The organism is Arthrobacter sp. TmtSoilC51 (assembly GCF_055388015.1).
On the sequence record NZ_AP035877.1, the window covers coordinates 2,833,992 to 2,860,319 of the forward strand.

Below are 26,328 nucleotides of genomic sequence, written 5' to 3' on the forward strand. Positions count from 1 at the left end.
ATCAGGCCGAGGACAACGAAGTACCACCTTCGGCCCAGGCTCCTTAGAATCGTTCTAATTTGCATTATCCGATCTCCCGCCTATTCTGTCCCAGGAAAACCTTCACCCTGTCGATTCCACTTCTGCCGAGGAGCCTGATCGTGGCCGCTTTGATGGCGCTGCGAAGGCCGTCGCGAAGGAGGCGTACTGGCCCCTCAACCAGGGCGTCGCGCACTAATTCCAGCGTGCGCACGGTAGCCACGTCGTCCAGCAACCCGGGGAACCTGTCTGCAAATGGATCAGCAGCCACAAGTCGTCCGCGGATTCTGTTACTGACGTTTGACCCGTGCACAACCTGCAACCATGCTGGCGGCCCACCGATTTCCTCGGTGGCCATGATCCCGCCCAGCTGGTTATGCCAGGCAGACCAACATGTAACGGGAGCACTCCAAGTGCACCGCACCGAACAAAATGCATTCCTGTCATCGTGCCTCAAGTAGACCGAGGCACCTCCTTTGACCAATCCGGCGGAGAGATAAATGGCTGAAGGCAACTGGGAGCACTGGACGTCCTGTACCTGGGCCACAAAGTCAGCCGCCAGACCGTCGTCGTTGTCGACATTGGTAGTCAACAGATCTTGCGTACGCCGACCGGTGACGCGCTCGATGTCCGAGAGGAGCTCGGCGGCATCAACCTCGGCCCGGAAAATCGGAGTGAACAGGCCGTCCGCACTCATTTCCTGAATCCGGTCCAATAACCAATCAGGACTTTCGGGGTCGAAGTAGACAATCCAATGAAAGCTTTTGCGTGTCTGGGCGCGAACTGAGGGAAGGCAATATCTCTCGAAGAGTTCAACGCGGTTGTGAAGCCATCCCTCTTTGGCCCGGACAAGGCTCTCAAACCCCTTGGACGGAAGGTTGAACCTGGTGAGGAGCGCGTGGTCTACCGTTGGCTGCACGTCATCCGGTCGGCCCTGTCCGGCAGGAGCTGCCTGTTCCGTTGGGTGCCCTACGCTGTTGTTGGGTGCCTGCTTTCCAGTGCCCAGGAGCGCACGGACTTTGGCGGCCCTCGAATCCCAGCTATGCGACCGGGCAGTGGCGTCAATATGTTCCCGAAGTTCCTGTGTTAGGGGCTCACGGAGGGCGTTCAGGACGAGTTTTGAGAACTCGGCCGGTGACTTGGCTGAAGAAATGGCCGGAGAGCCGATCCACCGGGTCGATGGCAGGTCAGTGGCCACCACCCGAAGCCCTGCGGCAAGGTATTCGAGGGTCTTCAAGGGAAAGCTTGACCGGTTGAACTCCGTGTCTGCATAGGGAGTGATACCAACTGACACGGTTTGCAGGAGCCGGGCAACGTCGTCGTGACCCATCAACCCCCGCCAATCCACGTTTGGCCTGGACAACAGGGCGTCCAGCCTGGAGCGGACAACGGGATCGCCGTCAGCCCGGGGCCCAATAATGAGCAGTTGGACCTCTGCTGCCGCTACGGATTCCAGTGCATCAAGATCCAACCGATTGTTGAGTTGACCAACCAGTGCCACAACCGGACGGCGGCGCGAATCCGGTGCAAGGGTCGCAGGAGTGCAGCCGTTGGGCAAGACTTCAACACCCCTGCCGGAGAACTTCGAGATTTTGGCTGCCAGCTCCTCGGAGACCGCAGAAATGGCGTCGGCCGATCGGATGTTCGCTTCCAACACCCGGATCAAATGGGACGAAGTGAAGCCCATGAGGTTCGTCCCCGCCAGCCAATCATCGGTCAAATGCAGGAGCCGCGTCCCTTCAGGGTAGGACGGAAACAGCATGATCGGCGATGAGTTGACGATGCCGGCAATAGGCCCGACAGCCCGTTCCATGGCTGCATCTATACAGCGGCGCACAAGAACATCCGTAGAGCGACGCACAACTGGTTTGCTCACACCGGGCAGCGCCGGAATCCGCAGGCGGGTGATGTCCGTCGCGACATTTTCGGTGACACCACGAAGACTGTGGATCAGGTGGCTCCGAACATCCTGGAAGCTGGTCAGTGGAACCGGATGATCAACCCACAAAATATGGTGTGTCCTGGCCAGTGATTTGGCCAGCATCTTGTCAGTTCCCGAGAGACTGTCCCACCGGGTACCGGACATGTAGACGATTGTTTCCATCATCTGCTCCGCCCGCGCACGGCCAGGGAAGTCAGCGAGGCGACCGGCTTCGCATTGAAGTCATCAGCTGCATTGCGTCCGAAGTAGCGGTGGAGGCGCCGATGCCCCACGTACGCGGCATACCTGGCACCAGCTGCCGCTTCGGCCCACAACGTAGAGAGTGTTCCAGCGCTTTCCGCCAATGATCGCCGGTAGAACTGAACCTGCACCCGGGCGGCGTTGGTCAGCGAAAACCTATCCTCAACAAGTTGGCGTCCAAAGGAGCCCAACTGTGCCCGTTCGTGTCCGTTGTCCAAGAGGAATCCAAGGATGGAGGTTAAGTTCTCCATGCCCACCTCCGTGCCGTTGCCCACCCCGTACCACCCCTGCCATAGGAAGCGGTCCAGCGTTTCAGGGGTCAACAATTCCCAGAAGCCGCGCTCTCCTTGAACAACCAGTGGCTTCCCAAAGGAAAGACCACGCAAGGCCGAGCCGCCCATCCCCAGAACAACATCACCAGCCGCATACGCTGGCCGGGGATCGTCCAGCTCACCCGTTAACAGGACAACGGGCCGTCCTAGCCGGTCATTGACAACAGAAGCTTTGGCAACCGCTTCCCGCATCCCGGGCCCGTCGCCGACGATCACAAGGCGAACGTCTCTATTCCGGGCCAATCCTGCGACAGCATCCATCGCGGCCAAGATGCCCTCGAGCTTCAACTCCCGGGCAAGTCGTGAAACGCAAACGACTATTTGTGCATGGCGAGCCAGCCCGAACCGTTCCCGAAATTTGTCATGTCCTACCGCGGCCGACGGACTGTTTTGGACGACATCGATTGGGGGCTCCATAAGCCCCACCCTCTGGCGGCCAAATGCTGATTCGGCCTTAAGGATCTGTTCAGTTCCCACGAGAAGGGGCATCGTCGCAGGGATAAACGGGGCCACTGCCATGGACATGACAGTCGCCATGCTGGTGCTGCCGTATGCGAGTTTGGAAGCGATCAAGCACTCCAGCGCCGGTGGCCACTCGTAGCCGTGGAGAATGTCAATGGAACGGTCACGGGCCAGCTTGCCCAGGGCGCCGCACACTGTCGGGGACGGGCGTTTGCGGGGAGTCGGTGCCGGAATGAATTCGAGGTCAAGCTCCCGAACCCTCCGCATAAGCGTCCCGGGCTGTCCGAAGATGACGACACTGTGGCCAAGGTCCCGGACAGCGGCTCCCAACTCAATGGCATTGGTCTGGCTGCCACCGATTCGAAGGTCATGCGGATAGACAAGGATCTTCACCGGACAGCCTCCTGTTCCAGACCCATCCGACGTAATTGATGGATGTCTCCCAGTCTGAGGAACACCGATGCCGTAAGTGCCAGCACCCCAACGAACAGGCACGCAGCAACTGCCATGACTGGCGACGGAATCGAAGAGGACAGGACGAAACAGACCACTCCGGCGGCGACCGATATGGTGGTGGAAACCCAGATGCTGGCTCCAAGGCTTCTCAAGGGAACGCCCGCTCGTGAGAGAGCTCCGAGATAGAGAGGCGAAGTGACAGCTGCCGCAATGACAAGGGGAACTGCTGCCAAGCCAGCGAGGCCACCCACTTGTGCGCCCAAAACCAGCGCCGGCACCAAGGCCAGGAGTGACAAGACTTGGACCCTCAGAATAGAAACCGACTGCTTGATCACCACCAGGTAGTCGTAAATGAGTTCGTGAAAAACCCTGAAGACGGCAACAGGTGCCAGCCAAGCCAACGCAACAGCAGCGGGCGCCCATGCCTCGCCATACAGCAGCGTCACGACAGGAACAGCGCAAGCTGTCAGGACCGCGGAGACCGGTAGCATCGCCGAAGCCACCACCGCGACAATGGATAGCATCGCGGCACGCATCTCCGCGGGTGCACCCTGCAGTCTTGCAAAGGTCGCCGGAGCCACGCTGCGCAGAGGCTGGGACAGCAAGCTGGCCGGCCAACCGGCCATATTGGTGGCCATGACATAGAACCCCAACACCACTGGCCCGAGCATCTTTCCGGCAACCAGTTGGTCCACGTAACCCACTCCAAAGACCACCATGCTTGCCCCTGCCAGAGGCAACCCAAAAGCCAGCAACTGTCCCGCCAATTTCCTGGAGAACCCAAAACGGTAAGGTAACGGCGAGTAGATGAAGAAAAGGACAGCGGAAATGAGGCTGGCCAGCACCCGCCCGATGGCCAGGCTCATGGCTCCCAGGCCCATGATGACCAGAACCAGGGACACACCCGCTCCGAGCCAAACGTTGACCTGGTCAATGACCATGCGTTGGCCCTGCCGAAAGTTCCGTTGCAGAAGGGCCGCAGGCGTAGCCACCAGTCCATTGAGCACGATACAGAAGGCGAGCGCCCTGACCACGTCGGTGGCGGCTCCGTTTCCCATGGCTGCCGTGAAATAGGGGGCCATCACGTAGGAACCTGCGAAGAGGACTATGCTGCAGGCTGTTGAGATCGTTGTTACGGTCGCGGCGATTTCCTTGGGTTCCCCCGGCCACCGAACGATTGCCAGGCTGACCCCAAGTTCGTTGAAACTCAATACGGCCATGAGTGCTACGAAGGCCACAGCGTATGTTCCGAACTGTTCGGGCCCGAGTAGCCGCGCGAGCGCTATGCCGATTGCGATTGTTCCAAGGCGTGTCACCACTGCGTTCAGGACGCTGATGACGAACGCCCGTGTTGGAGTGGGCGTTCGCGGGCTTGCAGCACGGCTGCGGAGGGTCACAGGGCGTCCTCCAGTTCGGGGGAGAATCCGCGGCGTATTACCCGTGCGGGCACCCCGGCCCAGGTCTCCTCGTCAGGGACATCGGTAAGCACTGCCGCTCCCATGCCAATGGTTGCCCCGGCGCCGACAGTGCGGCGCTCGCGGACGCTGGCGTTCATGCCGATGTAGGCTGCCCGGCCGATGTGGACGTTCCCGCCGAGGGATACGCCGGCGGCCAGGGTGGCGAAGTCGCTGACGACGTCATCGTGTGTGAGCGTGACTCCTGGCATGGCTACCACGTGGCTTCCGACAGTGACGGAGGCTGTCATGGTGACGTTCGCCAGCAGGATGCTCCCCAGGCCGATCCTGCATCCTTCGGGTGGGTGTACGGACGAGTCGATCGCCGTCGCGTAGCGGTCCTCGGCGAGGCCCAAGGTGCGCAGTCTCATGACGACGCTTTCCCGTCCACGGCCCGAGCCGATGCAGACGAGCAGCATGGCGTGCGGGAATGTCAGGGCATCACGGATGGGGCCCAGGACGTGGGCGCCGTCCACGACGCGGCCCACTTTGTCTTCGTCGTCGTCCAGGATTCCGATGACGTCGTACTGTCCGGTGTTGCGGACCATGGCCAGGACTTCGCGGGCGAGTCCGCTGGCGGCGATGAGGAGGAGCTCGGTCATCTTCCCTGTCCTGCCGCGCGAAGTATTGAATCAATGACCCGGATCTCGTCGCCCAAGGAGAGCTGGTGGTAGAGGGGCAGGATGAGCGTGTGGTCCGTCAGCCACTCAGTTGCTTCCAGTGAGACCGCGTCCGTGTTCGTCCCGGCGTAGGCGGGTTGCCGGTGTGCGGCCATGATGCCGCGTCGTGCCGAAATTCCGTCCTCTGCCAGGCGGGTCATCAGTGCGTCCCTTCCCATGGGGAACGCCGGGCCTACTTCCAGCCAGCAAGACTGGAAGTTTCCGGTTCCGTATCCGGGGTCGTCCACTAACCGGAGGCCTTCGATGCCCGCGAAGGCATGCGCGTAGTTGGCGGCGAGTTCGCGCCTGCGTTGTACTGCTTGGTGTAGGCGGCCTAGTTGGACGAGCCCGACGGCGGCCTGAAGGTCAGTCATGCGGTAGTTGAACCCTATTTCGAGGTACTCCTCGGCGGGGGCAAGGATGCTGGCGTGACGTTCCGCGGCTGAGAGGCTCATTGCGTGTTCGCGGAGTCGGCGGGACCGGTCGGCGAAATCCTGCCGCGGTGTGGAGAGCATCCCGCCCTCCCCTGTGGTCAGGATTTTGCGGGGGTGGAAGGACCAGGCGGCCAGTTCGGCACCGGCTCCCACTGGACGGCCGCGGTAGCGTGAACCGATGCCGCAGGCTGCGTCCTCGATGACGATGATGCCAAGGGGATCGCAGAGGGCCCGAAGAGGATCGAGATCAACGGGCACTCCGCCTTGGTCCACGGCAATGACAGCCCGCGTGGCAGGCGTCAAGGCGGCGGCAACGGTTTCAGCGGTGACACAACCTGTTAGGACGTCGACGTCGGCGAAGACCGCCCGGGCGCCTACGTATGTTGGTGCGTTGGCCGTGGCAATGAAGGAGAAGGACGGGACGACGACGTCGTCTCCTGGTCCTACCCCGGCTACGGCGAGCGCCAGGTGCAGGGCAGAAGTGCAACTGGAGACCGCTACGGCGAAGCCAGCCTGTTGCTCCAGGGCGAAGGCTTCCTCGAACTGCCTGACTTTGGGGCCTTGGGCCACCCAGCCGGATGCGATGACTTCGGCCACGGCTTGGGCTTCTTCTTCCCCGAGCCAGGGTTTCATGACGTCGATACGTGCCAGCGAGGTCTCGGAGGTGGTCATCGGGCACCTACTGAGGGTGCGTCAGGCCGGGCCAGCTGCCGGGAGGCTGCGATTTCTTCACGGAGTGGACGCCACCAGGTGACGAGCGAGCGCAGTCCGTCTTCGAGTTCTATCGCTGCTTCAAAGCCGAGGTCCCGCTTGGCGGCGGTGACGTCTGCGAGTCGGCGGGCGACGCCGTTGACTGCCCGTTCGGGTCCGTGTTCAAGGTGCAGTGGGGACTGCATGACCCGAAGTAGGGTTTGTGCCAGTTCGGCGAGGCTGGTTTCCGTGCCGCTGGCTACGTTGTACACGCCCTCCCGGACGTCGCTGGTGGCTGCCAGGATGTTGGCCCTGGCGACGTCCGCGGTGTGGATGAAGTCCATGGTCTGGTGGCCGCTGCCGAAGATCAGGGGCGGAAGACCATCGACTATCCGTTCCATCCAACGGACCAGTACTTCTGTATAAAGTCCGTGCACGTCCATGCGGGGCCCGTACACGTTGAAGTACCTCAGCATTACGTAGTCCAGGCCGGACATTGCCCGGAAGCTCCTCGCCATTCCCTCATTGAACGATTTCGCGGCTCCATAAAAGGTGTCGTTGTTGTGGTGGTGGTGTCTCTCGGTGGTGGGGAATTCCTCGGCCATTCCGTAGACGGAGGCACTCGACGCCGCGATGACCTTTTCCACGTTGTGGTCAACGGCGGCTTCGAACACGTTGAAGGTTCCATCCACCAGGACTTCAAGCGCCAACCGTGGTTCCTCTGCGCATTGGGTGATGCGGATCGCAGCCTGATGGAAAACCAGATCTTTGCCCCGCGTGAGGTCGTGGACCAGGTCCCGGTCCCTCAGGTCACCTTCCACCAGTTGCACAAGTTCGGTGGCCAAGGCGTCGCTGAGGTTGGCCCGGCGTCCCCTGACCAGGTTGTCCAGGACGTCCACGTGGGCCGCACCGGCGTCGAGCAGTTGGTCTACCAGGGTGGATCCGATGGTTCCGGCGCCTCCGGTGACCAGGACGTTGGCGCCGAGCAGCTTCTTCACTGTGCGACCTGGAGAGCGACCTCGTTGCCGGCAACAATGGTTGACTGACCGTCCGTTCCCAGGCTTTGGGTGACGGCCTCCAGTACTGAGAGGACCCTGAGCCCGGATTCGCCGCTGGTGCGCGGTATCGTGTGGTTGCGGATGGATCCGGCCAGCTCGGCCACCACTTGGCCCAGGGGTTCGCGTTCCTGCAATGCGGGTGACCATGTATCTCCGAGGCGGTAGGAGATGGCCGAGTTCTTTTTGTCCGCCGCGGACCGTGGCTGGTGTTCCAGGCTCACGCCGCGATCGTAGACGCTCAGGCGTTGTTGCGGGTTCAGGTCATCCCAGACGAGCGTCCTCTTTGAGCCGCCGATGATCATTTGCCGGATTTTGGTGGGGCTGAGCCAATTCACGTGGATATGAACCATGGCGTCGTTTGGAAGGCCGAAGGTCAAGTGGCCCACGCAGTCACGTCCGGTGCCCAGCGGATCCGCTCCGTGGGCAGAGATCTCGGTCGGGTGCAGGCCTCCCGGAAGGACGAAATCCAGGATCGAGAGATCGTGGGGTGCAAGGTCCCAGAACACGTTGACGTCCGGTTGGACGAGTCCGAGGTTGATACGCACGGAGTCGACATAAAGGATGTCGCCCAATGCCCCACTGGATACGAGCTCCTGGATCTTCAAAACTGCGGGCGTAAAACAATAGGTATGGTCTGCCATGAGGACCAGGCCGCGCGCCTTGGCTTCCTCCACCATTTCCAGGCCCTTGGCACGGCTATCCGCCAGTGGTTTCTCGACGAGCACGTGCATGCCGGCCCGCAAGGCTGTCATCACTACTCCGTGATGCGTGTGCGCCGGGGTGGCTACGGCGACTGCGTCCAGGTTGTACGTGTCCAGGAGTTCGTCCAAGGACTCGACGACGGCGACGCCGCCTACTGTTTCGGCCAGCCGGAGGCCGCGTTCGACGTCGAGATCGCAAATCGCCACGAGTTCCCAGTCCGGGCTTGCTTTGAGGTTCCTGGCGAGGTTCGGCCCCCAATATCCTGCTCCGACCACGGCGATCCGTAACTTCGGGGTCATCCCGTGGCCGTTAAGGTGGCCTGATGGAATAGTTCCTATGCTCATTTTCCACTCGGATTCTGTGTTGGATAACTCGGTTCTTTCCCTGTAAAGCTTCTTTTTATTGCTCTCCTGTCAGTAAGTTCCGGCAGGTCGTTCAATAGGCTCCGGAGGGCTGGATCATGGCCCGGAAGGTCCGCCACATAATCATCAGATCGCCGGCTATGGACCAGTTTTCGACGTAATAGAGGTCCAGCCGGACGGCTTCATCCCATGGGAGGTCTGATCGTCCATTGATCTGCCACAAGCCGGTGATTCCGGGTTTGATGAGAAGCCTGCGGTGGGTGTGCCGTTCGTAGCCACTGACTTCGCGCAGGAGTGGCGGGCGGGGGCCTACCAGGCTCATGTTTCCGGCCAGCACATTCCAGAACTGCGGTAGCTCGTCCAGGGAGTACTTGCGCATCCAACGGCCGCACTTGGTGACGCGGGGATCCTCACGGATCTTGAAGAGGACACCGGCTCCCTGGTCCTTCCCGCTGAGTTCTTCCAGCCGCGCTTCGGCGTCAACCACCATGGAACGGAACTTCAGCATCTGGAAGGTGGTGCCTCGCCTACCGATCCGTTCCTGCCGGAAAAGCACGGGACCCGGGCTGTCCAACCTGACTATCAGCGCCAGAACCGCCAGAAGCGGCGCCAGGCAGAGCAAAGCAGCAGCGGAGACCACGATGTCCATCAGGCGCTTGAGCGTGTGTTTGCCGCCCGAGTAGTGCGGAATATCCACGTGCATCAGGGGCAATCCCTCCACGGGACGCCAGTGGATGCGCGGGCCGGCCACGTTGGTCAACGTTGCTGCCAGGACAAGTTCGGCGGAATCTTCCTCCAAGCGCCAGCCCAACTCCTGGATGAATTGGTTGCCCCCGGGGACAGGACCGGCAACGATCACCGCGTTGGCGCCCGTCTGGCGCACGGTGTGGGCAATGCCGTAAATCGATGACAGGACGGGGACGCGATCGTTATCCACCACCAGGACGGCGCCACGCCGTGCCCCTGGAAGGCATGCCCCCAGGATGTTGTAGGCGGCACCGGACTTCCGGTTGATTTGCTTGATGACGTATCTGACGTCCTGGGGCTCTCCCACCACAATGGCACGGGAGAGGCAACGGCCGCGTGATTTTTCACGGGTCAGCCAGCGCCGGAACATCCACCGGCTACCTGTCAGGGCCACCAAGCCCACCGGCAGCGACACCAGGACGAATGAGCTTGCGGACTCGAGCCGGAAAACAACCGCCACGATTCCCAGGAAGCCGAAAACACGCAGGCTCGCGGACAGGACGCGTTTGTATTCTTCGGGGCCCACCCCCAGCACCTTCGGATCCCGTGTCCGGTAGACCTCCAGCGCGCCCAACCAGGCAACGCCGAGTATAAAACCGAGCATGAGGTGCCGCTCATGGCCCGTGCCGCCCACCGCAACGGAAAGGCCATCCGTGTTCAAGAGGAAACCGGCCGTCACGGCCGCAGCTACAAGAGCGGTATCTGCCAAGCGAAGGCTGTTGGTAAGCAACCGCGTCCAGCCGTACCGGCGGGCCAGGGCGGAGGTGCGGCGGGAGCGGCGGTGGGTGACTGACGGCTTGAGGTTCAGGGTGACATCTGCCCTCAACGCCGCCAGTCCCGCCCTTTCAGCCCGTTGTGCAGCAACGGACTTGTCAATCCAGGGAGACACCGGCGGATTGACATCGGCGACGGCAGGTTTGGCTGTGAACGCCGCGCCCAAGGAAAAGGGGTGCGCACCTTGTGGTGCGCCCTCCTTGCCCGAACGCAAGACTGGAACCTTTACCATGTCAGCCTTCTTCGCAGACCTGCCATTGCCTACAACCCAGTGAAGCGGCGGCGGTCAGGAGGCGCACCAGTAGTCGGTACTCAAGTTTGCGCAGCTTTACCCATGGCTCCTACGTGCCAGTACCTAGCTGGCTGATGCAGGACTACGTGCTTTAATCCGCACGACACCACGGAAAACCGCCGAAATCCGGGCCAAGCACAACACAAACAACCTGAAAAACGACACAAAAAACCGGCCACCACCGGTGGCCGGTTCCGTCCGGTCAGTTGCCGTTCTAACAGCTCTTAGTCCTCCAGGCTTTCGAGGTCTTCGTCGAGGACCTCGTCGTCGTCCTCTTCCTCGTCATCAAACACCTGCAGCGGAGTAACCTCTGAATATGCCTCGTACAGGGCGTCTTCGTAAACTTCGAAGGCATCCGCAACGGCGAAGAACGCCGCCTCGACATTGGGGTCACCCTCACCTCGACGGGCTGAAGCGGCGGCCAAATGCTCTTCCAGGGCAGCAGTCAGTGATTGAAGCGCGACACGCGGATCGATGCTCATGACTTCACGTTAGCCCGAAAAGGACGAAAATGGAGAGGGATGAAGGAACAATTTCGAGGCAGCTCCGAAGAGCGCCAACGTGACTATGCACGTCAGTACGAGTACCTCGTACTGACGGTCGGACCTGACGATTCACTGCCCGAAGCCCGGCGTCGGCTCGCGGAGCATTCGGAGTACGGGAAATGGGAGTTGGAACGTAGCCGGCTATACCTCGGCGGCGGCAGGCGCTTTTGGTTGCGCCGCAAAGTCTATTCCGTGCAGCGCACGGTCTAGCTGAAGTCACAAGCAGCGCGGGCCGGCCCTCTGTTTCCTTGGTTTTGCAGAGGGTTTCCTTAGTTTTCCAAAGGCCCCAGCCAAGCGTTTGCCACTGTGTTATGCGCTGACTCGTCATTGGACGGATGGAAAATTCCGGCGAGAACGTCGCGGTAGAGGCGCTCCATTTCCGAGCCCCGGAAGTAGCTGGATCCTCCCGTGATCCTGATCGCCAGATCCACCACGTACCGGGCGTTTTCCGTGGCCCGCGACTTGAGCCCAACAAGCTTGGGGAACCACTGGGGTCCATGGTCCACCAGGTTATCGATATCGCGCGCAACTGCCGACAACTGGGGATAGATACCGTCCATGGCCAGCGCCGCGTCGGCAACTTTCCAGCGGATGTCCGGATCCTGCGCGAAACTCCGACCGCCGTGCTTCGCCGAGGTCCGACGCTTCACATTCTCAACGCCCAGTGTGAAGGCACGTTGCGCCAGTCCCGTGTAGACGGCGGCAAGCAGCGTCTCGAAACAAGCGAAAATGGCGAAGATCAGCAAGTCCTGGTTGGGGCCCACAGGCAATTTTCGGAAGATCCGTTCCGGAGGAATGACCGCGCCATGCAGCAAGGTGGTGTTCGACGCGCTTGCCCGCATGCCCAGCGTGTCCCAGTCACTGAGCGTCTCATGGCCGGGTTCGTCACGGCGGAGAAAGCCGAATACGAGTTCGCCCTCGCCATCCCTGGCGTCCGCATCCTTGCCGAACGTCCCTAGACGGGTCCAGCCATGGGAGAGGCTCGTGAAGATCTTCCGGCCAGTAAAGCGATAGCCGCCATCCGGCAGCGGCTCAGCAACCGTGGTGGAATCGAACAGCATCGAATCATTGCCGGCCTCCGAAATGCCGAACGCAAAAACCTCGCCTCGGCCTGCTTCCTTAAGCACGAAGTCCAGCGAGTCATCACCCCGCGTGGCCATGACCTGCGCGACGCCGGTCCAGACCAAGTGCATGTTGACAGCCAACGCTGTGGCCGGGGCCGCCGTCGCGAGCCGTTGCTGAAGCGCAGCCACCGCTTCGAGCCCAAGGCCCATGCCGCCGTCGGCCTCCGGCACGAAAAGCTTCAGATAGCCGGCGTTCACCAGCTCCTCGAGGTCCTCGTGGAAGAACAGGTTGTTTTGGTCGTAGCCGGCAGCGCGTCCACGTAGCCGCTCAAGAAGGGCCTCTGGCAGGATTTCCTCGGGAGTCATGGCTGGGCCTCCTGATGTTGGGAAGGTCTAGTAGTTGCTCAGCAGCCTGTTCAGGACGCGCGCACCGAATTTCAGGGACTCCTCCGGCACTCTCTCGTCCACTCCGTGGAACATGCCGGTGAAGTCCAGCTCGTCCGGCAACATCAGCGGAGCGAAGCCGTAACCTGTGATGCCGATCTTGCTCAAGGACTTGTTATCGGTGCCTCCGGAAAGGGTGTAAGGAAGCACCTTGGCGCCCGGGTCCTCGGAGTGCAAGGCATCGATCATGGAGTCCACCAGGTTGCCGGCAAAGGGCACTTCCAGGGACACATCCTTGTTAACGTAGCTGATCTCCACGCCGTCTCCAGCGAGCTCCTTGATGGTTTCGAACACCAGTTCCTGCTGGCCGGGCAGCGTGCGGCAGTCCACGAATGCCTCGGCCGATTCCGGAATGACATTGTGCTTGTAGCCGGAGCGGAGCAGGGTGGGGTTGGAGGTATTTTGCAGCGTTGCGCCCACGAACCGGGCAACCGTGCCGAGTTCTTTGAGGATGATGTCCGGGTTGTCGGCATCAAACTCGACACCCGTTAGCTCAGTCACACCGTCCAGGAACTGCCTGGTGGTGGGGGTCAGCTCTACAGGCCACTTGTATTCTCCGATCCTGGTGACGGCCGCCGCAAGCCGGGTGACCGCGTTGTCCGTATTGATCTGCGAGCCGTGGCCAGCCCGTCCATGGGCCACCAGCCGCAACCAGGAAAGGCCCTTTTCGGCAGTTTGAAGCAAGTAGGTCCGCTGACCGCCGATGGTCGCGGAGAATCCGCCGACTTCGGAGATAGCCTCGGTGGCGCCGTCGAACAATTCGCGCCGGTGCTCCACGGCATAGCGGGCGCCATAAGTGCCGCCGGCTTCCTCGTCGGCGAAGAAGGCGAAAATGATATCCCGCTTGGGCTTGCGGCCAGTCCTGGCGAAGTTCCGCATGACTGAAAGGATCATGGCATCCATGTCCTTCATGTCCACAGCTCCACGGCCCCAGATCAGGCCGTCTTTCAGTTCGCCGCTGAACGGATCAACGCTCCACTGATCCTTCAGGGCCGGTACAACGTCCAGGTGTCCGTGGACAACCAGGGCGTCAGCTGACGGGTCCTCCCCTGCCATGCGCGTTACGACGTTGGCGCGTCCCGGTGCTGACTCGAAAATCTCGGCATCGAGACCCACTTCGCTGATGAGGCCGGCCGTGTACTCCGCAGCGGCCCGTTCGCCCGGTCCGGTGTCATCGCCGAAGTTGGAGGAGTCGATACGGATGAGCTCCTGGCAGATCCGGACAACTTCGTCTTCGGGGCGGATGACAGACATGGAAATTCTCCTTGCGTGGCTGGGCTGCAGTGCCGGCGACGCGCACTGCGGATCCCGCAGCTCTACCGTCCCGTGTTCCTCCAGCCTACTCACCGAAAGCCTCGTCGGTTGCGCAATTCCGGGCGCCGCCACGCCTCGAAAGTCTGCAGGCCAGCCTTGGCCCGCATCGATTTTTTAGTTCCTTCAAACCGTGTTAGAGTTTTTCTCGCTGCTTCGGAGGAAAGTGAAGCACCGGAAGGTGCAGAATGGCTTCTCCGAACACCACCTGCGCGGGTGGCGGAATGGCAGACGCGCTAGCTTGAGGTGCTAGTCCTCGAAAGGGGGTGGGGGTTCAAGTCCCCCTCCGCGCACAAAGAAGGCCCCGGGAAACCGGGGTTTTTTTGTGCCCTCAACCACGCGGGGCCTGGTTCCGCTCATCGTCTGAGGGATATGCCGCGCCCCTGAAGATTCCGCTCACCGGGAGCACGTCCAGCCGCAAGGATATGGTCGGCCGCGTCCAGGGTCACTCGGGGAAGCTTGGCAAGCCGCCTCCACAGGAGGTAGGTCCGGATATCCACTCCCTTGCGTTCGGACCGTGACGCGAGGACGTCTCTGCAGGATGTGTAGCACAGCCGAAGAGATTCCCCGAGGCCACCAAACTGCCCGGACCTCACCAGCAGAAGGCCCAGGTGACCAACGAGCACGGGCACCACAAGCAAAGCGGGCGTGTGATACCACTTGAAACGAAGTTCGCTCCGCCACCGCAGTTGGCGCCTTCGCAAAGGTTGGCGGTCAGCATTCGGGCAGTGCTCAACCGGATCTGCGGTGCCGTGCCTGACTACGAGGCCAGAGGCCAAAAGACGAATCGCTATATCGGATTCCTCGCAGTAGAACCTATACGATTCACGCAAACCGCCACAGGCAAGTACTGCATCCCGGCGCAGAGCGTGTGCGGCGCCGATAAAGCTCCTGGCCAGCTCAACAGTATCGCCGGCCCGATCGCCCTGCATTAGGGCACCATTCTCGGTAAAGGGAACGGCAACCGCGGCAATGGCAGCTGAGGAAAAGTCCGCCAGCGTTTGCCGGGCCGTGGAGACGGACCGAAAGTATGCGTCATCGTCCAAAATGAGGACGAAGGGAGTGGATGCTGCCTTGATGCAAATGTTCCGGGCAGCGATCAGGCCGACGTTTTCCTGGCCGGCAATGAGCTGAACGCCGGGAAACTGCTCTCGAACCACCTCTGGCGTCCCGTCCGAGGATGCGTCGTCGTAGACAATGATGGGGATTGCGGGTTCCTGGGCAAGAGCACTCGAAAGCAACCTCTTGAGATCATCGACGCGGTTGTAGGTCGAGACGCACAAACTGATCTGGTTCATGTGGCGAGTCTCTCCTCCTCCGGCAATACGTCTCAAGAGAATATCCGGCTCGCAAGGATTTATGGAGGGCTTAAGACAACGGCGCGACGCTGCCCCTGAAGTGACGCCGGCCGCTGCGTGGGTTCCACGCCACATAATCCGAGCGCTGCCACGCCCCGGTGTCCGCCTGGATCGTGGAGATGTCCAGCGCCACCCGCGCGGGCAGGAAAACTGGCGCCTCAAACCTCACCTCCCACGTGAAGGCATCGGGCTTGACCGACCCGACGTCTGCCAGCGCACGGGAGGCAAGATACATCCCGTGGGCAATGGACCCCCGCAGGCCCAGGGCTTTGGCGGATAAGACACTCAAATGGATGGGATTGAAATCGCCGGAGACAGCAGCGTAGTTGCGTCCGATGTCCAGGTCCAGTTGCCATAGGGCCGTGGGATCCGGCGGGGAAAAATCACTGTTATCTCCCGTGTTGCTTGGGTTTCCCGGCTTGTCGATGCCAGGCAGGAAGACCCCTTTCGCGAGGTAGGTGGACACGCCCCGCCACAGCAACTCGCTTGAGGAGCTGGAGCGGACTTCCGCGATGACGTCCACTTGCGTCCCCGCCCGGTGGCCGGAGAGGTTTTCTGACCATGACCGGATGTCCAAGGCTTCCGTGAATTGTATGGGGACCCGCTGTTCCACATGGTTCCTGAGGTGGATCATGCCGACCAGCGGCAACGGAAAGTCATCCCGGTTCATCACACTCATGGAGACCGGAAAGGCCAGGGCATGGACGAATCCTGCTGGCAGGATGTCACTGGCCGTCTCCCCCAGAAGGTGCTGGTAGGCAGTCAGGTTTGCGACGTCCGCCTGGACATCCCTGACCTCGTGGCTGACCGTTGGCAACGTCGCCTGTCCCGTCGATGAACCAAGGACCCGGCGACGGGCGGCGGTTGCCGCGGCGTTGACGTAGAGCTTGGACAGGGACGGCAGCTCTCCAAGGATGACCGGCTGCGGTTGGCTCATGCTCCCACCAATTGCTGTCCGCACACGCGAAGTACTCCCCCCGAGATTCCTCCCGCGGCGTCGCTCGCCAGGAAGGCGATGGCTTCCGCGACGTCTTGTGGCTGGCCACCCTGCCTCAGTGAATTGAGCCTGCGGGCGGCTTCCCGGATGGCGAACGGCATCCGCGCCGTCATCTCTGTTTCAATGAAGCCCGGTGCTACTGCGTTGATCGTGCCCCCGAAGGACTCCATGAGCGGGGCTGTGGAGCGCACCATTCCGATCACGCCGCCTTTGGACGCGGCATAGTTGGTTTGGCCCCTGTTGCCGGCAATGCCACTAGTGGACGCCACCGAAACGATGCGCGGAGCCTCCTTGAAGTGCTCCGAGGCCAGAAGTGCCTCATTGATCCTCAATTGGGCGGCGATGTTAACCGCGATGACCGACTGCCAGCGGCCCTCATCCATGTTGGCCAAGAGGCGGTCGCGGGTGATGCCGGCATTGTGGATGACGACGTCGAGCCTGCCGTGGCGTTCCACTGCGTGGTCGATAATCCGGTGACCGGCGTCGTCCCGCGTGATGTCGAGCTGGAGGGCTGTCCCGTGGACCTCGTTGGCCACGTCCGCGAGATGGTCGCCTGCGGCGGGAATATCCACCAACACCACCTTCGCTCCATCACGGTGCAGCGTCCGGGCGATCGCGGCGCCGATACCCCGCGCTGCACCAGTGACCACGGCGACTTTGCCTGCAAGCGGTTTGTCGTCCTCGACGGGCAGGCTGCCGGAGGATGAACTGATCGTCAGGAACTGGCCATCCACATAGGCGGAGCGCCCGGAAAGGAAGAAGCGCAGGGCTCCCAGCGCTGAAGGGCTGGTGGTGGCCAAATCCTCATCAAGAAGAATGCCGTTCGCAGTCGCTCCGGCACGTAATTCCTTGGCCAATGAACGCAGGAGGCCATCGATGCCCTGCCGGGCGGCGGCCGAAGCGGGCGTGGGCGCGGACCGGGCCGTCCTCGAGACAGTAATGATGCGTCCGTTGGGCGCGAGATCCCGCAAGGAAGCACCGATTGTCATCACGGGTTTGCCCAGGTCCGCTGGGTGCTGCACGGCATCCAGGACAAGAACGATGGCGCCGAGCTTTTCCTTGGGCAAGGCGTGGCGGCGCACGTCCAGGCCCCAACCTAGAAGCGTGGTGGCGAGGTCATCTGCGCCCACGCTATCGCCGTTGACCAGCACGGGCCCAGTAATGAGCGGTGCGCCTGGTTGGTGGCGGCGCAACTCAACCGGTTGCGGCAGGCCGAGCCTTTTTGCGACGTCCTTGCCCAGTCCCTGGCTGACGATCCTGGTGTACTTGTCTGTCATCACGCTCCCCCTAGGCTGCTTCCAGAATGGCTACAACGCCCTGCCCGCCGGCGGCGCACACCGAAACCAGGCCCCGTGCCGGCCTGCCGTCCACAAGTCCCTTCTCGTGGAGCATCTTTGCCAGCGATGCCACAATCCTGCCACCGGTTGCTGCGAATGGGTGACCGGCCGCGAGTGAAGACCCGTTGATGTTCAACTTTGCGCGGTCCACCTTTCCCAAAGCGCCGTCCAGCCCCAACCGCGTCCGCCCGAAGTCCTCGTCTTCCCAGGCGGCCATGGTGCTTAGGACGGTCCCGGCGAAGGCCTCGTGTATTTCGAAGAAGTCGAAATCTTCCAGTGTCAGCCCGTGGCGGGCAAGGAGGCGCGGCACGGCGAAGACCGGCGCCATCAGAAGTCCGTCCTTGCCGTGGACGAAGTCGACGGCGGCCGCCTCACCGTCCAGGACGGTGGCGAGCTTGGGCAGGCCCCGGCTGTCCGCCCACTCTTCGGTGGCAAGCAGGACTGTTGAGGCTCCATCGGTCAATGGTGTCGAATTGCCGGCCGTCATTGTGGCCTCGGACCCCAGGTTCTTGCCGAAGACAGGCTTCAGGGTGGAGAGCTTCTCCAAGGTGGTGTCCGCGCGAAGATTGGAGTCCCGATTAAGGCCGCGGTACGGAGTGATGAGGTCGTCGAAGAAGCCGCGATCGTAAGCGGCGGCGAGGTTGCGGTGGCTGTTGAAGGCGAGTTCGTCCTGCGCCTCCCGGCTGATCTTCCACTGTGCCGTGGTGAGGGCTTGGTGTTCGCCCATGGACAGCCCGGTGCGCGGCTCACCCGTGTTGGGAGCATCGGGGGCCAGGTCCTTGGGGCGCATGCGTGCCAGGATCTTTAGCTTCTGTACCGGTGTCTTGGCGCGGTTGAGGTCCAGGAGGATCTCCCGGAGTCCTTCGCTGACGGCGATCGGGGCATCGGACGCCGAGTCAACACCCCCGGCGATGGCGGAATCGATCTGTCCCAGCTTGATTTTGTTTGCAAGCCCCAGGACGGTTTCCAGCCCGGTGGCGCATGCCTGCTGGAGGTCGTATGCCGGTGTCTCCGCCGATAATGCCGAACCCAATACAGCTTCACGGGTGAGGTTGAAGTCGCGTGAATGCTTCAGGACGGCACCTGCCGCTACTTCGCCGATCCGTTCGTCCTGCAGTCCGAACCGGGCAATGAGCCCGTCCAATGCCGCGGTGAGCATGTCCTGGTTGGACGACTTCACGTAAGCGCCGCCCGTGCGGGCGAAGGGGATCCTGTTGCCGCCCACAATGACTGCAGAACGCGTTCCCTGAGGGCGTTTGCCCTGTTCCCCCGTTGCGAAGCCGCTTGTGTCTGTGTTCGTGCCTGCGGATGTTTCTGCTGCGGCCATGCCTGACTCCTTCGATCAATGCCAGTTACTGATACCCAGCGTACCTGATACGCTGAGTATCGTGAACAGTCGCAGTACAGATTTCCCGCAAGCTTCTGCCTCCTCCGGGGCCAATGCTGTTGATGCCTCAGAGGACTCCGGCGGTGCCGTTCCGGACGCTGGAATCGATGGGCGCGCTGCCAGATGGCAAAGCCATCGCGAGTCACGTCGTCGCGAGCTCATCAAGGCAGCACGCCGGGCCGTGCACGCCCTGGGCAGCGAGGCTTCCATGGAAGACATCGCTGGAGCCGCCGGCACCTCAAAGTCTGTGTACTACCGCTATTTCGGTGATAAGGCAGGCCTTCAACAGGCCATGGGAGAAGTAGTCCTGGGGCAAATGCAACGCCGCATGAAGGAAGCGGCCCAGTTGGCGCAGACGCCCCGGGAAGGGCTCTACGCCATGGTGTCGGCGTACCTGCAAATGGCAGAATCCAGCCCCAACGTTTACGCGTTCATTACCCGGCTGACACCCGGGGAAGCTTCGTCGCAGGATGCCATTGCGGCGTCAGGGGCACTGGGTAACTTCTTCGAGCAAATCACGGACATGATCGCGACACCCATGCGGCAGTACCTCGGAACCGAGAACGAAGCGTTGATCGAGTACTGGCCCACAGCAGCCATCGGGCTCGTTCGGAATGCCGGCGAAATGTGGCTGGGAAGCCCCGCTTCCGACACCAAACCGGACCAGGCATCCATGGCCGGGCACATCACGGACTGGCTATGCCTGGGCATCGCTCCGGAGCTCAAACCAATCACCTGACATGAAAAAGACCCATCAGTTGTAGGAACCAAAGAAGGAATCAACATGACTGAAGTAGTGGACCGGGCGTCGTCAGCCCATCAACCATCCGGCCGCGAGGAAGCGGCAGTGCACACTGGTGGATCCGCCGGCCAGGTTGGGGACCCGGTGGTCGACGTCGCAGGGCTCGGCGAGCAGCTCCTGGGCAAGTGGGCCCACATCCGGCGCCAGGCCCGCGAAATAGCGGGTCATCCCGATGTCCAGAAAATTGAAGGGCTCCATCACACCGAACACCGGGCCCGCGTGTTCGAACAGTTGAAGTTCCTGGTGGATAACAATGCCGTGCACCGGGCGTTTCCCACCCGCATGGGCGGCTCAGATGACCACGGCGGCAACATTGCCGGATTCGAAGAACTCGTCACGGCAGACCCGTCGCTGCAGATCAAGGCCGGCGTTCAATGGGGCCTCTTTGGCTCCGCTGTCATGCACCTAGGTACCCGCGGGCACCACGACCAATGGCTCCCCGGAATCATGAGCCTGGCCATCCCGGGTTGTTTCGCGATGACCGAGACCGGCCACGGCTCCGACGTCGCAAGCATCGCCACCACGGCCACCTATGACGAGGCGCGCCAGGAATTCGTCATCAACACCCCGTTCCGGGCAGCCTGGAAGGACTATATCGGCAACGCGGCAAACGATGGCCTTGCCGCCGTCGTCTTTGCACAGCTGGTCACCAGGAACGTCAACCACGGCGTCCACGCCTTCTATGTAGAGCTGCGGGATCCCGTCACCAAAGAGTTCCTGCCAGGGATTGGCGGGGAGGACGACGGAATCAAGGGCGGCCTCAACGGCATTGACAACGGAAGGCTGCATTTCACTGATGTGCGTATCCCCCGCACCAACCTCCTGAACCGCTATGGCGACGTAGCCGTGGATGGTACGTATTCATCAACGATCGAAAGCCCCGGCCGCCGCTTCTTCACCATGCTCGGAACCTTGGTCCAAGGCCGGGTCTCCCTGGACGGTGCCGCTGTGGCAGCCAGCAAGGTGGCGCTCAAAACAGCCATCCAGTACGCCACCGAGCGCCGTCAGTTCAATGCATCTTCCCCCACTGATGAAGAAGTCCTGCTGGACTATCAGCGTCACCAGCGGCGCCTGTTCACCCGGCTCGCCACCACCTACGCTGCCAGTTTTGCCCACGAGCAGCTTCTGCAGAAGTTCGACGACGTCTTCTCCGGTGCCCACGACACTGACGCCGACCGCCAGGACCTGGAAACATTGGCAGCGGCTCTGAAGCCGCTCAGCACGTGGCACGCCCTGGACACCCTGCAGGAATGCCGTGAAGCCTGCGGTGGCGCGGGATTCCTGATCGAGAACCGCTTTGCCTCGCTGCGTGCGGACCTTGACGTTTATGTGACGTTTGAAGGCGATAACACCGTCCTGCTGCAGTTGGTGGCCAAACGTCTCCTGGCTGACTATGCCAAGGAATTCCGCAGTGCCGACTTCGGCGTGCTCGCACGTTACGTAGTGGACCAGGCCGCTGGCGTCGCTTTGCACCGGACGGGACTTCGCCAAGTTGCCCAGTTCGTAGCGGACACGGGTTCGGTGCAGAAAGCAGCGCTGGCTTTGCGCGACGAGGAAGGCCAGAGGACCCTGCTGACTGACCGCGTGCAGTCCATGGTGGCGGAAGTCGGGGCTGCGCTGAAAGGCGCCAATAAGCTGCCCCAGCACCAGGCCGCGGCCCTCTTCAACCAGCACCAGCACGAACTCATAGAAGCCGCGCAGGCACACGCCGAGTTGCTCCAGTGGGAAGCCTTCACGGAGGCGTTGGCCGAGGTTTCCGACGACGGAACCAAGCGGGTCCTCACATGGCTGCGTGATCTGTTCGGTCTTTCGCTTATCGAGAAGCACCTGGCGTGGTACCTCATGAACGGCCGGCTCTCGATGCAGCGTGGCCGGACCGTGGGCACCTACATCAACCGGCTGCTGGTCAAGATCCGTCCGCACGCGCTTGACCTTGTGGAGGCCTTTGGCTACGGCCCCGAGCACCTGCGCGCCGCAATCGCGACCGGCGCTGAAGCGCGGCGACAGGATGAGGCCGCCATCCACTTCCGTAAACAGCGCGCCAGCGGCTCCGCACCGGCCGACGAGAAGTCGTTACTGGCCTTGAAAGCGTCAAAGTCCCGCTAGCAGGACGTGATTTCCGAACGGTGAACTTTTTCGGAAGTTTCGCCAAAGCGCGACGGCGCCGTCCCCCAGGCAGGGGGCGGCGCCGTCGTGGTTTGGCCTGCTTTTCAGGACGGTTTGTTGCTCAGTTAAGCACTGACCGGTACACCTCGAGCGTCGTTTCGGTGATGGATTCCCACGAGAAATGTTCCTCGGCACGGCGCCGGCCCGCAATGCCCATCTTGCGGGCGCGCTCTGGATCGGCGACTACTTCGTTCAGGGCTGCAGCGAAATCGGCCACGAATTTTTCAGGATCAAGCGGTGTTCCCGTACCGTCAGTGACCTGCTCCAACGGAACCAGGAGGCCGGTCTCGCCATGCTGGACGACTTCTGGAATGCCGCCGGTAGCACTTGCCACGACGGCGGCGCCGCAAGCCATAGCTTCAAGATTAACGATGCCCAGCGGTTCGTAGATGGAGGGGCAGGCGAATGCGGTGGCGTGGCTGAGGACCTGGATGAGTTCCCGGCGCGGGAGCATCCGCTCAATCAGGATGACACCCTCACGCTTGCTCTGGAGTTCCTCAATCAGGCGTGCCGTTTCAGCCGCCAATTCGGGAGTATCGGCCGCGCCCAGGCAGAGGACAAGCTGCACGTCCGCGGGAAGGCTGGAAGCGGCGCGCAGCAGGTAGGGCACGCCTTTTTGACGCGTGTTCCGGCCAACGAAAACCACGCTCGGTTTGGCAGGATCGATTCCCAACGCGCGGATGGCGTCGTCCTCTTCGTCCCGTTCCCACAACGAAACGTCGATTCCGTTGTGGACCACACGAACCTTGGCCGGGTCCACGTCGGGGTAGCTGCGCAGGATGTCCTGCCGCATTCCATCCGATACGGCGATGATCGCGGCAGCCGCTTCGTAGGCCGTCTTCTCAACCCACGATGACAACGCGTAGCCGCCCCCAAGCTGTTCGGCCTTCCAAGGGCGCAGCGGCTCAAGGCTGTGGGCGCTGAGCACGTGCGGAATGCCGTGCAACAGCGAAGCCAGGTGTCCTGCCATATTGGCGTACCAGGTGTGCGAGTGGACGAGGTCCGCTCCCGCAATGTCCGGAACGATCCGAAGATCAACGCCCAGGGTCTGGATGGCGGCGTTGGCGTCACCGAGGTCTTCGGGCGTGGCGTAGGAGGCGACGGTGGCGCCATGGTAGTCGGCGTCACGTGGGGCGCCAAACGCCCGAACATGAAGATCCACGTGCTTCGCCAGCACCCGGCTGAGCTCGGCAACGTGGACACCGGCACCGCCATAAATTTCCGGAGGGAATTCTTTAGTCACAATGTCTATTCGCACGTTACCCAACGTAGTCGTTCCGGCTTATGTGTTCTAGTGTGAAAGAGTCCGGAAAATCGGACTTTTGGGGGCTACGAAGACGTACGGGGAGCTATGACCATGGCGTTGAAGAAAGTATTGGCAATCGTGTTGGCTGGCGGCGAAGGCAACCGTCTCATGCCTTTGACGGCGGACAGGGCCAAGCCAGCAGTTCCGTTTGCAGGGGGCTACAGACTTATTGACTTTGCACTATCGAATCTGGTCAATTCGGGATATTTGAGAATCGTGGTCCTGACGCAGTACAAGTCGCACAGCCTGGACCGCCATATCTCCGAGACTTGGCGTATGTCCACGCAGTTGGGCCGCTATGTAGCCTCCGTTCCGGCGCAGCAACGCGTCGGCAAGAGCTGGTTCCTTGGCAGTGCGAACGCCATTTACCAGTCGCTGAACCTTATTCACGACGACGCTCCGGACATTGTGGTTGTGGTCGGCGCAGACCACGTTTACCGCATGGACTTCTCTCAAATGGTGGAACAGCACATTGCCAGCGGCGCGAAGGCTACCGTAGCAGCCGTCCGGCAGCCGCTGAACATGGCCAACCAGTTCGGCGTCATCGAGGTTGACCAGAACGATCCCCAGAAGATTGCAGCATTCGTCGAGAAACCGGCCAGCACGCCCGGGCTGGCAGCCGATCCCACCCAGTTCCTCGCCTCCATGGGCAACTACGTCTTCAACGCCGACGCCCTGGTTGAGGCGCTGCACGTTGACGCCGAGCGCCTTGATACAAAGCACGACATGGGCGGCGACATCATTCCCTACTTCGTGGACAAGGGCGAAGCCGGGGTCTACGACTTCACGCTTAACGACATTCCTGGTGCGACGGAACGTGACCGTACCTACTGGCGGGACGTCGGCACCATCGACTCCTTCTACGACGCCCACGTTGACCTCATCTCCCCCATGCCGATCTTCAATCTGTACAACTCCGAATGGCCCATCTACACCCGCCAGAGCATCTCCCCTCCCGCCAAGTTTGTGCGCGGTGGTAACAGCACCGTGGGTACTGCCCTGGACTCCATTGTTGCCAGCGGAGTGGTGATCTCAGGCGGCATCGTCGAAGGTTCCGTACTGTCCAACGACGTCTTCGTGGAGGCGGGCAGCCGCGTCCAGGACTCCGTGCTGATGGATAAGGTCCGCGTTGGCGAAGGTGCCGTGATCAAGCGGGCAATCCTGGACAAGAACGTCAAGGTCCCCGCCGGCGCCGCGATCGGACTGGATCCGGCGTTGGACAAGGCCCGCGGATACAAGGTCACCGAATCCGGGATCACCGTCCTTGCCAAGGGGCAGCTTGTCCCGGAACCTGGCGAAGCAGAGCTCGCCTTGTCCGCGGAGTACCGCCGGAGTCTGCCGGAAGCCGTCAAGGCTGCCACGCAGGATGACCCCGTGATCCGGGATTCGGCCGAAAAGGTAGCTGCCGGAATCCAGGCCAGGGTGGTAGACGCAACGTCACAGGGCGCTGCCCGCTAGGGTCCCGTCCCACCAGCCGCTGCAGTAGCAGAACCCGAGGCAGGCCGTAGTCTCCCAAGGCTGTAAAATCAGGTCAATGAGCTCCACCGATCTGACGCCTGAAGAGATCCAGGCCTGCCTCAAGGTTCTGACCACAATCCACGTCTACGACGAGGAGCACCCGGACTACGTCGCGGTTCGCCGTGCAACGGGCAAGATGTTTAAAGCTGTCAAGCGCCACCGCCGCGTGACCAAGCGGGATCTGATTGCGGAAGCGGACCGTGCAGTCATTGCCCTCACCGCCACAGCCGCACCGGACCGCATTGATGACGAAACCCGTGGCAACAAGCTTGCTCCGTCAGCAACTGGCGAAATCGCGGGCCACCTGATCCGTTCACGTCCCTGCTATATCTGCAAGCAGCACTACACGCAGGTGGACGCGTTCTACCACCAGCTGTGCCCCGAGTGCGCGGCCTTCAGCCACAGCAAACGTGATGCCCGTACGGACCTCACCGGCCGAAATGCCTTGTTGACCGGTGGGCGTGCCAAGATCGGTATGTACATTGCGCTCCGCCTGCTCAGGGATGGCGCCCACACCACCATCACCACCCGTTTCCCCAAGGACGCGGCACGCCGGTTTGCCGCCATGGAAGACAGCGCGGATTGGCTGCACCGCCTGCGGATCGTTGGCATCGACCTCCGTGATCCCGCGCAGGTAATGGCCCTGACGGACTCCCTGAACAAAGCCGGGCCGCTGGACATCATCATCAATAACGCCGCCCAGACTGTGCGGCGCTCAGGAAACGCCTACAAACCTCTGGTTGACGCCGAGGACGAGCCGTTGCCCGCCGCTTTGGAGGCTGCCAACGGCGGACCCGAGCTGGTCACGTTCGGGCACGCCCATGACAAGCATCCGCTGGCCCTGGCCAGCAGCGTCACCGAACATCCTGTCCTTGCCGGCGATGCGATCACTTCCCTGGCGCTCTCCACGGGTTCGGCATCTTTGGCCCGTATCGAATCCGGAACGGCTATTGACGCCGGTGGGCTGGTCCCGGACCTCGCCACGATCAACAGCTGGACGCAGGTGGTGGACGAGGTGGATCCGCTCGAAATGCTCGAAGTACAGCTCTGTAACGTGACGGCACCGTTCCTGCTCGTCAGCCGCTTGCGCGATGCCATGAAACGCTCGACGGCGCGACGAAAGTACATCGTGAACGTTTCGGCCATGGAAGGCCAGTTCTCCCGTGCTTACAAGGGACCGGGACATCCTCACACCAACATGGCCAAAGCTGCCCTGAACATGATGACGCGCACCAGCGCGCAGGAAATGTTGGATTCCGATGGCATCCTCATGACAGCGGTGGACACCGGCTGGATCACCGATGAACGCCCGCACTACACCAAGGTGCGGCTGATGGAAGAAGGATTCCACGCACCCCTGGACCTGGTGGACGGCGCCGCCCGCGTCTATGACCCCATCGTGATGGGTGAAAAGGGCGAGGACCAGTACGGCGTGTTCCTCAAGGACTACAAGCCCTCGCCCTGGTAGGCC

21 protein-coding genes and 1 tRNA gene are annotated in these 26,328 nt (G+C 61.8%); 6 read left to right on the forward strand and 16 right to left on the reverse strand.

What is annotated here, in order from left to right:
* Positions 1–64 precede the first annotated feature (64 nt).
* The 9 genes from ACZ5G6_RS12905 to ACZ5G6_RS12945 all read right to left on the reverse strand — a co-directional run bounded on the left by ACZ5G6_RS12905 (position 65) and on the right by ACZ5G6_RS12945 (position 11,104).
* On the reverse strand, positions 65–2,125 hold the full coding sequence (locus ACZ5G6_RS12905) for a glycosyltransferase (protein ID WP_498685873.1): 2,061 nt from the start codon (positions 2,123–2,125) through the stop codon (positions 65–67).
* On the reverse strand, positions 2,122–3,387 hold the full coding sequence (locus ACZ5G6_RS12910; RefSeq protein ID WP_223932816.1) for a glycosyltransferase: 1,266 nt from the start codon (positions 3,385–3,387) through the stop codon (positions 2,122–2,124). The genes ACZ5G6_RS12905 and ACZ5G6_RS12910 overlap by 4 nt, the downstream gene beginning before the upstream one ends.
* Complete coding sequence (locus ACZ5G6_RS12915) at positions 3,384–4,847, reverse strand: oligosaccharide flippase family protein (RefSeq protein ID WP_498685874.1); 1,464 nt, start codon at positions 4,845–4,847, stop codon at positions 3,384–3,386. The genes ACZ5G6_RS12910 and ACZ5G6_RS12915 overlap by 4 nt, the downstream gene beginning before the upstream one ends.
* On the reverse strand, positions 4,844–5,506 hold the full coding sequence (locus ACZ5G6_RS12920; RefSeq protein WP_223932818.1) for an acetyltransferase: 663 nt from the start codon (positions 5,504–5,506) through the stop codon (positions 4,844–4,846). The genes ACZ5G6_RS12915 and ACZ5G6_RS12920 overlap by 4 nt, the downstream gene beginning before the upstream one ends.
* Entirely contained in the window at positions 5,503–6,669 is a 1,167-nt protein-coding gene (locus ACZ5G6_RS12925; protein ID WP_498685875.1) for a DegT/DnrJ/EryC1/StrS family aminotransferase, read from the reverse strand. Before ACZ5G6_RS12925 ends, ACZ5G6_RS12920 begins: the two co-directional genes overlap by 4 nt.
* Positions 6,666–7,685, reverse strand: a complete 1,020-nt coding sequence (locus ACZ5G6_RS12930) for an NAD-dependent epimerase/dehydratase family protein (protein WP_498685876.1) — start codon at positions 7,683–7,685, stop codon at positions 6,666–6,668. Before ACZ5G6_RS12930 ends, ACZ5G6_RS12925 begins: the two co-directional genes overlap by 4 nt.
* Positions 7,682–8,791 (reverse strand): Gfo/Idh/MocA family protein, encoded by a 1,110-nt coding sequence (locus ACZ5G6_RS12935; RefSeq protein ID WP_498685877.1) that lies wholly within the window; start codon positions 8,789–8,791, stop codon positions 7,682–7,684. The genes ACZ5G6_RS12930 and ACZ5G6_RS12935 overlap by 4 nt, the downstream gene beginning before the upstream one ends.
* Before the next feature lie 91 nt (positions 8,792–8,882).
* Complete coding sequence (locus ACZ5G6_RS12940) at positions 8,883–10,562, reverse strand: sugar transferase (RefSeq protein ID WP_498685878.1); 1,680 nt, start codon at positions 10,560–10,562, stop codon at positions 8,883–8,885.
* Between the two features lie 284 nt (positions 10,563–10,846).
* The gene (locus ACZ5G6_RS12945) at positions 10,847–11,104 is read right to left on the reverse strand and encodes a hypothetical protein (RefSeq protein ID WP_223932823.1); all 258 of its coding nucleotides are present in this window, start codon (positions 11,102–11,104) and stop codon (positions 10,847–10,849) included.
* A 39-nt stretch (positions 11,105–11,143) separates the two neighbouring features.
* Here ACZ5G6_RS12945 and ACZ5G6_RS12950 point away from each other — a divergent pair, with 39 nt between their 5' ends.
* A complete protein-coding gene (locus ACZ5G6_RS12950) occupies positions 11,144–11,377 on the forward strand; it encodes a DUF5703 family protein (RefSeq protein WP_216925728.1) in 234 nt (77 codons plus the stop codon).
* Between the two features lie 59 nt (positions 11,378–11,436).
* On the opposite strand, the gene ACZ5G6_RS12955 is transcribed toward ACZ5G6_RS12950, so the two are convergent.
* Positions 11,437–12,597 (reverse strand): acyl-CoA dehydrogenase family protein, encoded by a 1,161-nt coding sequence (locus tag ACZ5G6_RS12955; RefSeq protein WP_498685879.1) that lies wholly within the window; start codon positions 12,595–12,597, stop codon positions 11,437–11,439.
* Positions 12,598–12,624: 27 nt separating this feature from the next.
* Positions 12,625–13,929 carry a M20/M25/M40 family metallo-hydrolase gene (locus ACZ5G6_RS12960; protein ID WP_498685880.1) on the reverse strand — a complete coding sequence of 435 codons (1,305 nt, stop codon included), beginning with the start codon at positions 13,927–13,929 and terminating at the stop codon, positions 12,625–12,627.
* A 267-nt stretch (positions 13,930–14,196) separates the two neighbouring features.
* Between ACZ5G6_RS12960 and ACZ5G6_RS12965 the strand changes: the two genes are divergently transcribed.
* A tRNA-Leu gene (locus ACZ5G6_RS12965) sits at positions 14,197–14,279 on the forward strand.
* Between the two features lie 63 nt (positions 14,280–14,342).
* Here ACZ5G6_RS12965 and ACZ5G6_RS12970 read toward each other — a convergent pair.
* From ACZ5G6_RS12970 to ACZ5G6_RS12985, 4 genes are all read right to left on the reverse strand, one after another.
* The gene (locus tag ACZ5G6_RS12970; protein WP_498685881.1) at positions 14,343–15,284 is read right to left on the reverse strand and encodes a glycosyltransferase family 2 protein; all 942 of its coding nucleotides are present in this window, start codon (positions 15,282–15,284) and stop codon (positions 14,343–14,345) included.
* 70 nt (positions 15,285–15,354) lie between these two features.
* Entirely contained in the window at positions 15,355–16,281 is a 927-nt protein-coding gene (locus ACZ5G6_RS12975; protein WP_498685882.1) for a MaoC/PaaZ C-terminal domain-containing protein, read from the reverse strand.
* A complete protein-coding gene (locus ACZ5G6_RS12980; RefSeq protein ID WP_498685883.1) occupies positions 16,278–17,618 on the reverse strand; it encodes a 3-oxoacyl-ACP reductase in 1,341 nt (446 codons plus the stop codon). The genes ACZ5G6_RS12975 and ACZ5G6_RS12980 overlap by 4 nt, the downstream gene beginning before the upstream one ends.
* Positions 17,619–17,628: 10 nt before the next feature.
* On the reverse strand, positions 17,629–19,005 hold the full coding sequence (locus ACZ5G6_RS12985) for an acetyl-CoA C-acetyltransferase (protein ID WP_498685884.1): 1,377 nt from the start codon (positions 19,003–19,005) through the stop codon (positions 17,629–17,631).
* On the opposite strand from ACZ5G6_RS12985, the gene ACZ5G6_RS12990 reads away from it, so the two are divergent.
* Both ACZ5G6_RS12990 and ACZ5G6_RS12995 read left to right on the forward strand, forming a co-directional pair.
* The gene (locus tag ACZ5G6_RS12990; RefSeq protein ID WP_498685885.1) at positions 19,004–19,804 is read left to right on the forward strand and encodes a TetR family transcriptional regulator; all 801 of its coding nucleotides are present in this window, start codon (positions 19,004–19,006) and stop codon (positions 19,802–19,804) included. The genes ACZ5G6_RS12985 and ACZ5G6_RS12990 overlap by 2 nt on opposite strands.
* 45 nt (positions 19,805–19,849) lie before the next feature.
* A complete protein-coding gene (locus ACZ5G6_RS12995; RefSeq protein ID WP_498685886.1) occupies positions 19,850–21,973 on the forward strand; it encodes an acyl-CoA dehydrogenase family protein in 2,124 nt (707 codons plus the stop codon).
* Between the two features lie 121 nt (positions 21,974–22,094).
* On the opposite strand, the gene glgA is transcribed toward ACZ5G6_RS12995, so the two are convergent.
* Positions 22,095–23,291 carry a glycogen synthase gene (gene glgA, locus ACZ5G6_RS13000; protein WP_498685887.1) on the reverse strand — a complete coding sequence of 399 codons (1,197 nt, stop codon included), beginning with the start codon at positions 23,289–23,291 and terminating at the stop codon, positions 22,095–22,097.
* Between the two features lie 93 nt (positions 23,292–23,384).
* Here glgA and glgC point away from each other — a divergent pair, with 93 nt between their 5' ends.
* Together glgC and ACZ5G6_RS13010 are read left to right on the forward strand one after the other, a co-directional pair.
* Positions 23,385–24,797 (forward strand): glucose-1-phosphate adenylyltransferase, encoded by a 1,413-nt coding sequence (gene glgC / locus ACZ5G6_RS13005; RefSeq protein ID WP_223932833.1) that lies wholly within the window; start codon positions 23,385–23,387, stop codon positions 24,795–24,797.
* 76 nt (positions 24,798–24,873) lie between these two features.
* Positions 24,874–26,325 (forward strand): SDR family NAD(P)-dependent oxidoreductase, encoded by a 1,452-nt coding sequence (locus ACZ5G6_RS13010; RefSeq protein ID WP_223932834.1) that lies wholly within the window; start codon positions 24,874–24,876, stop codon positions 26,323–26,325.
* Positions 26,326–26,328: the final 3 nt, after the last annotated feature.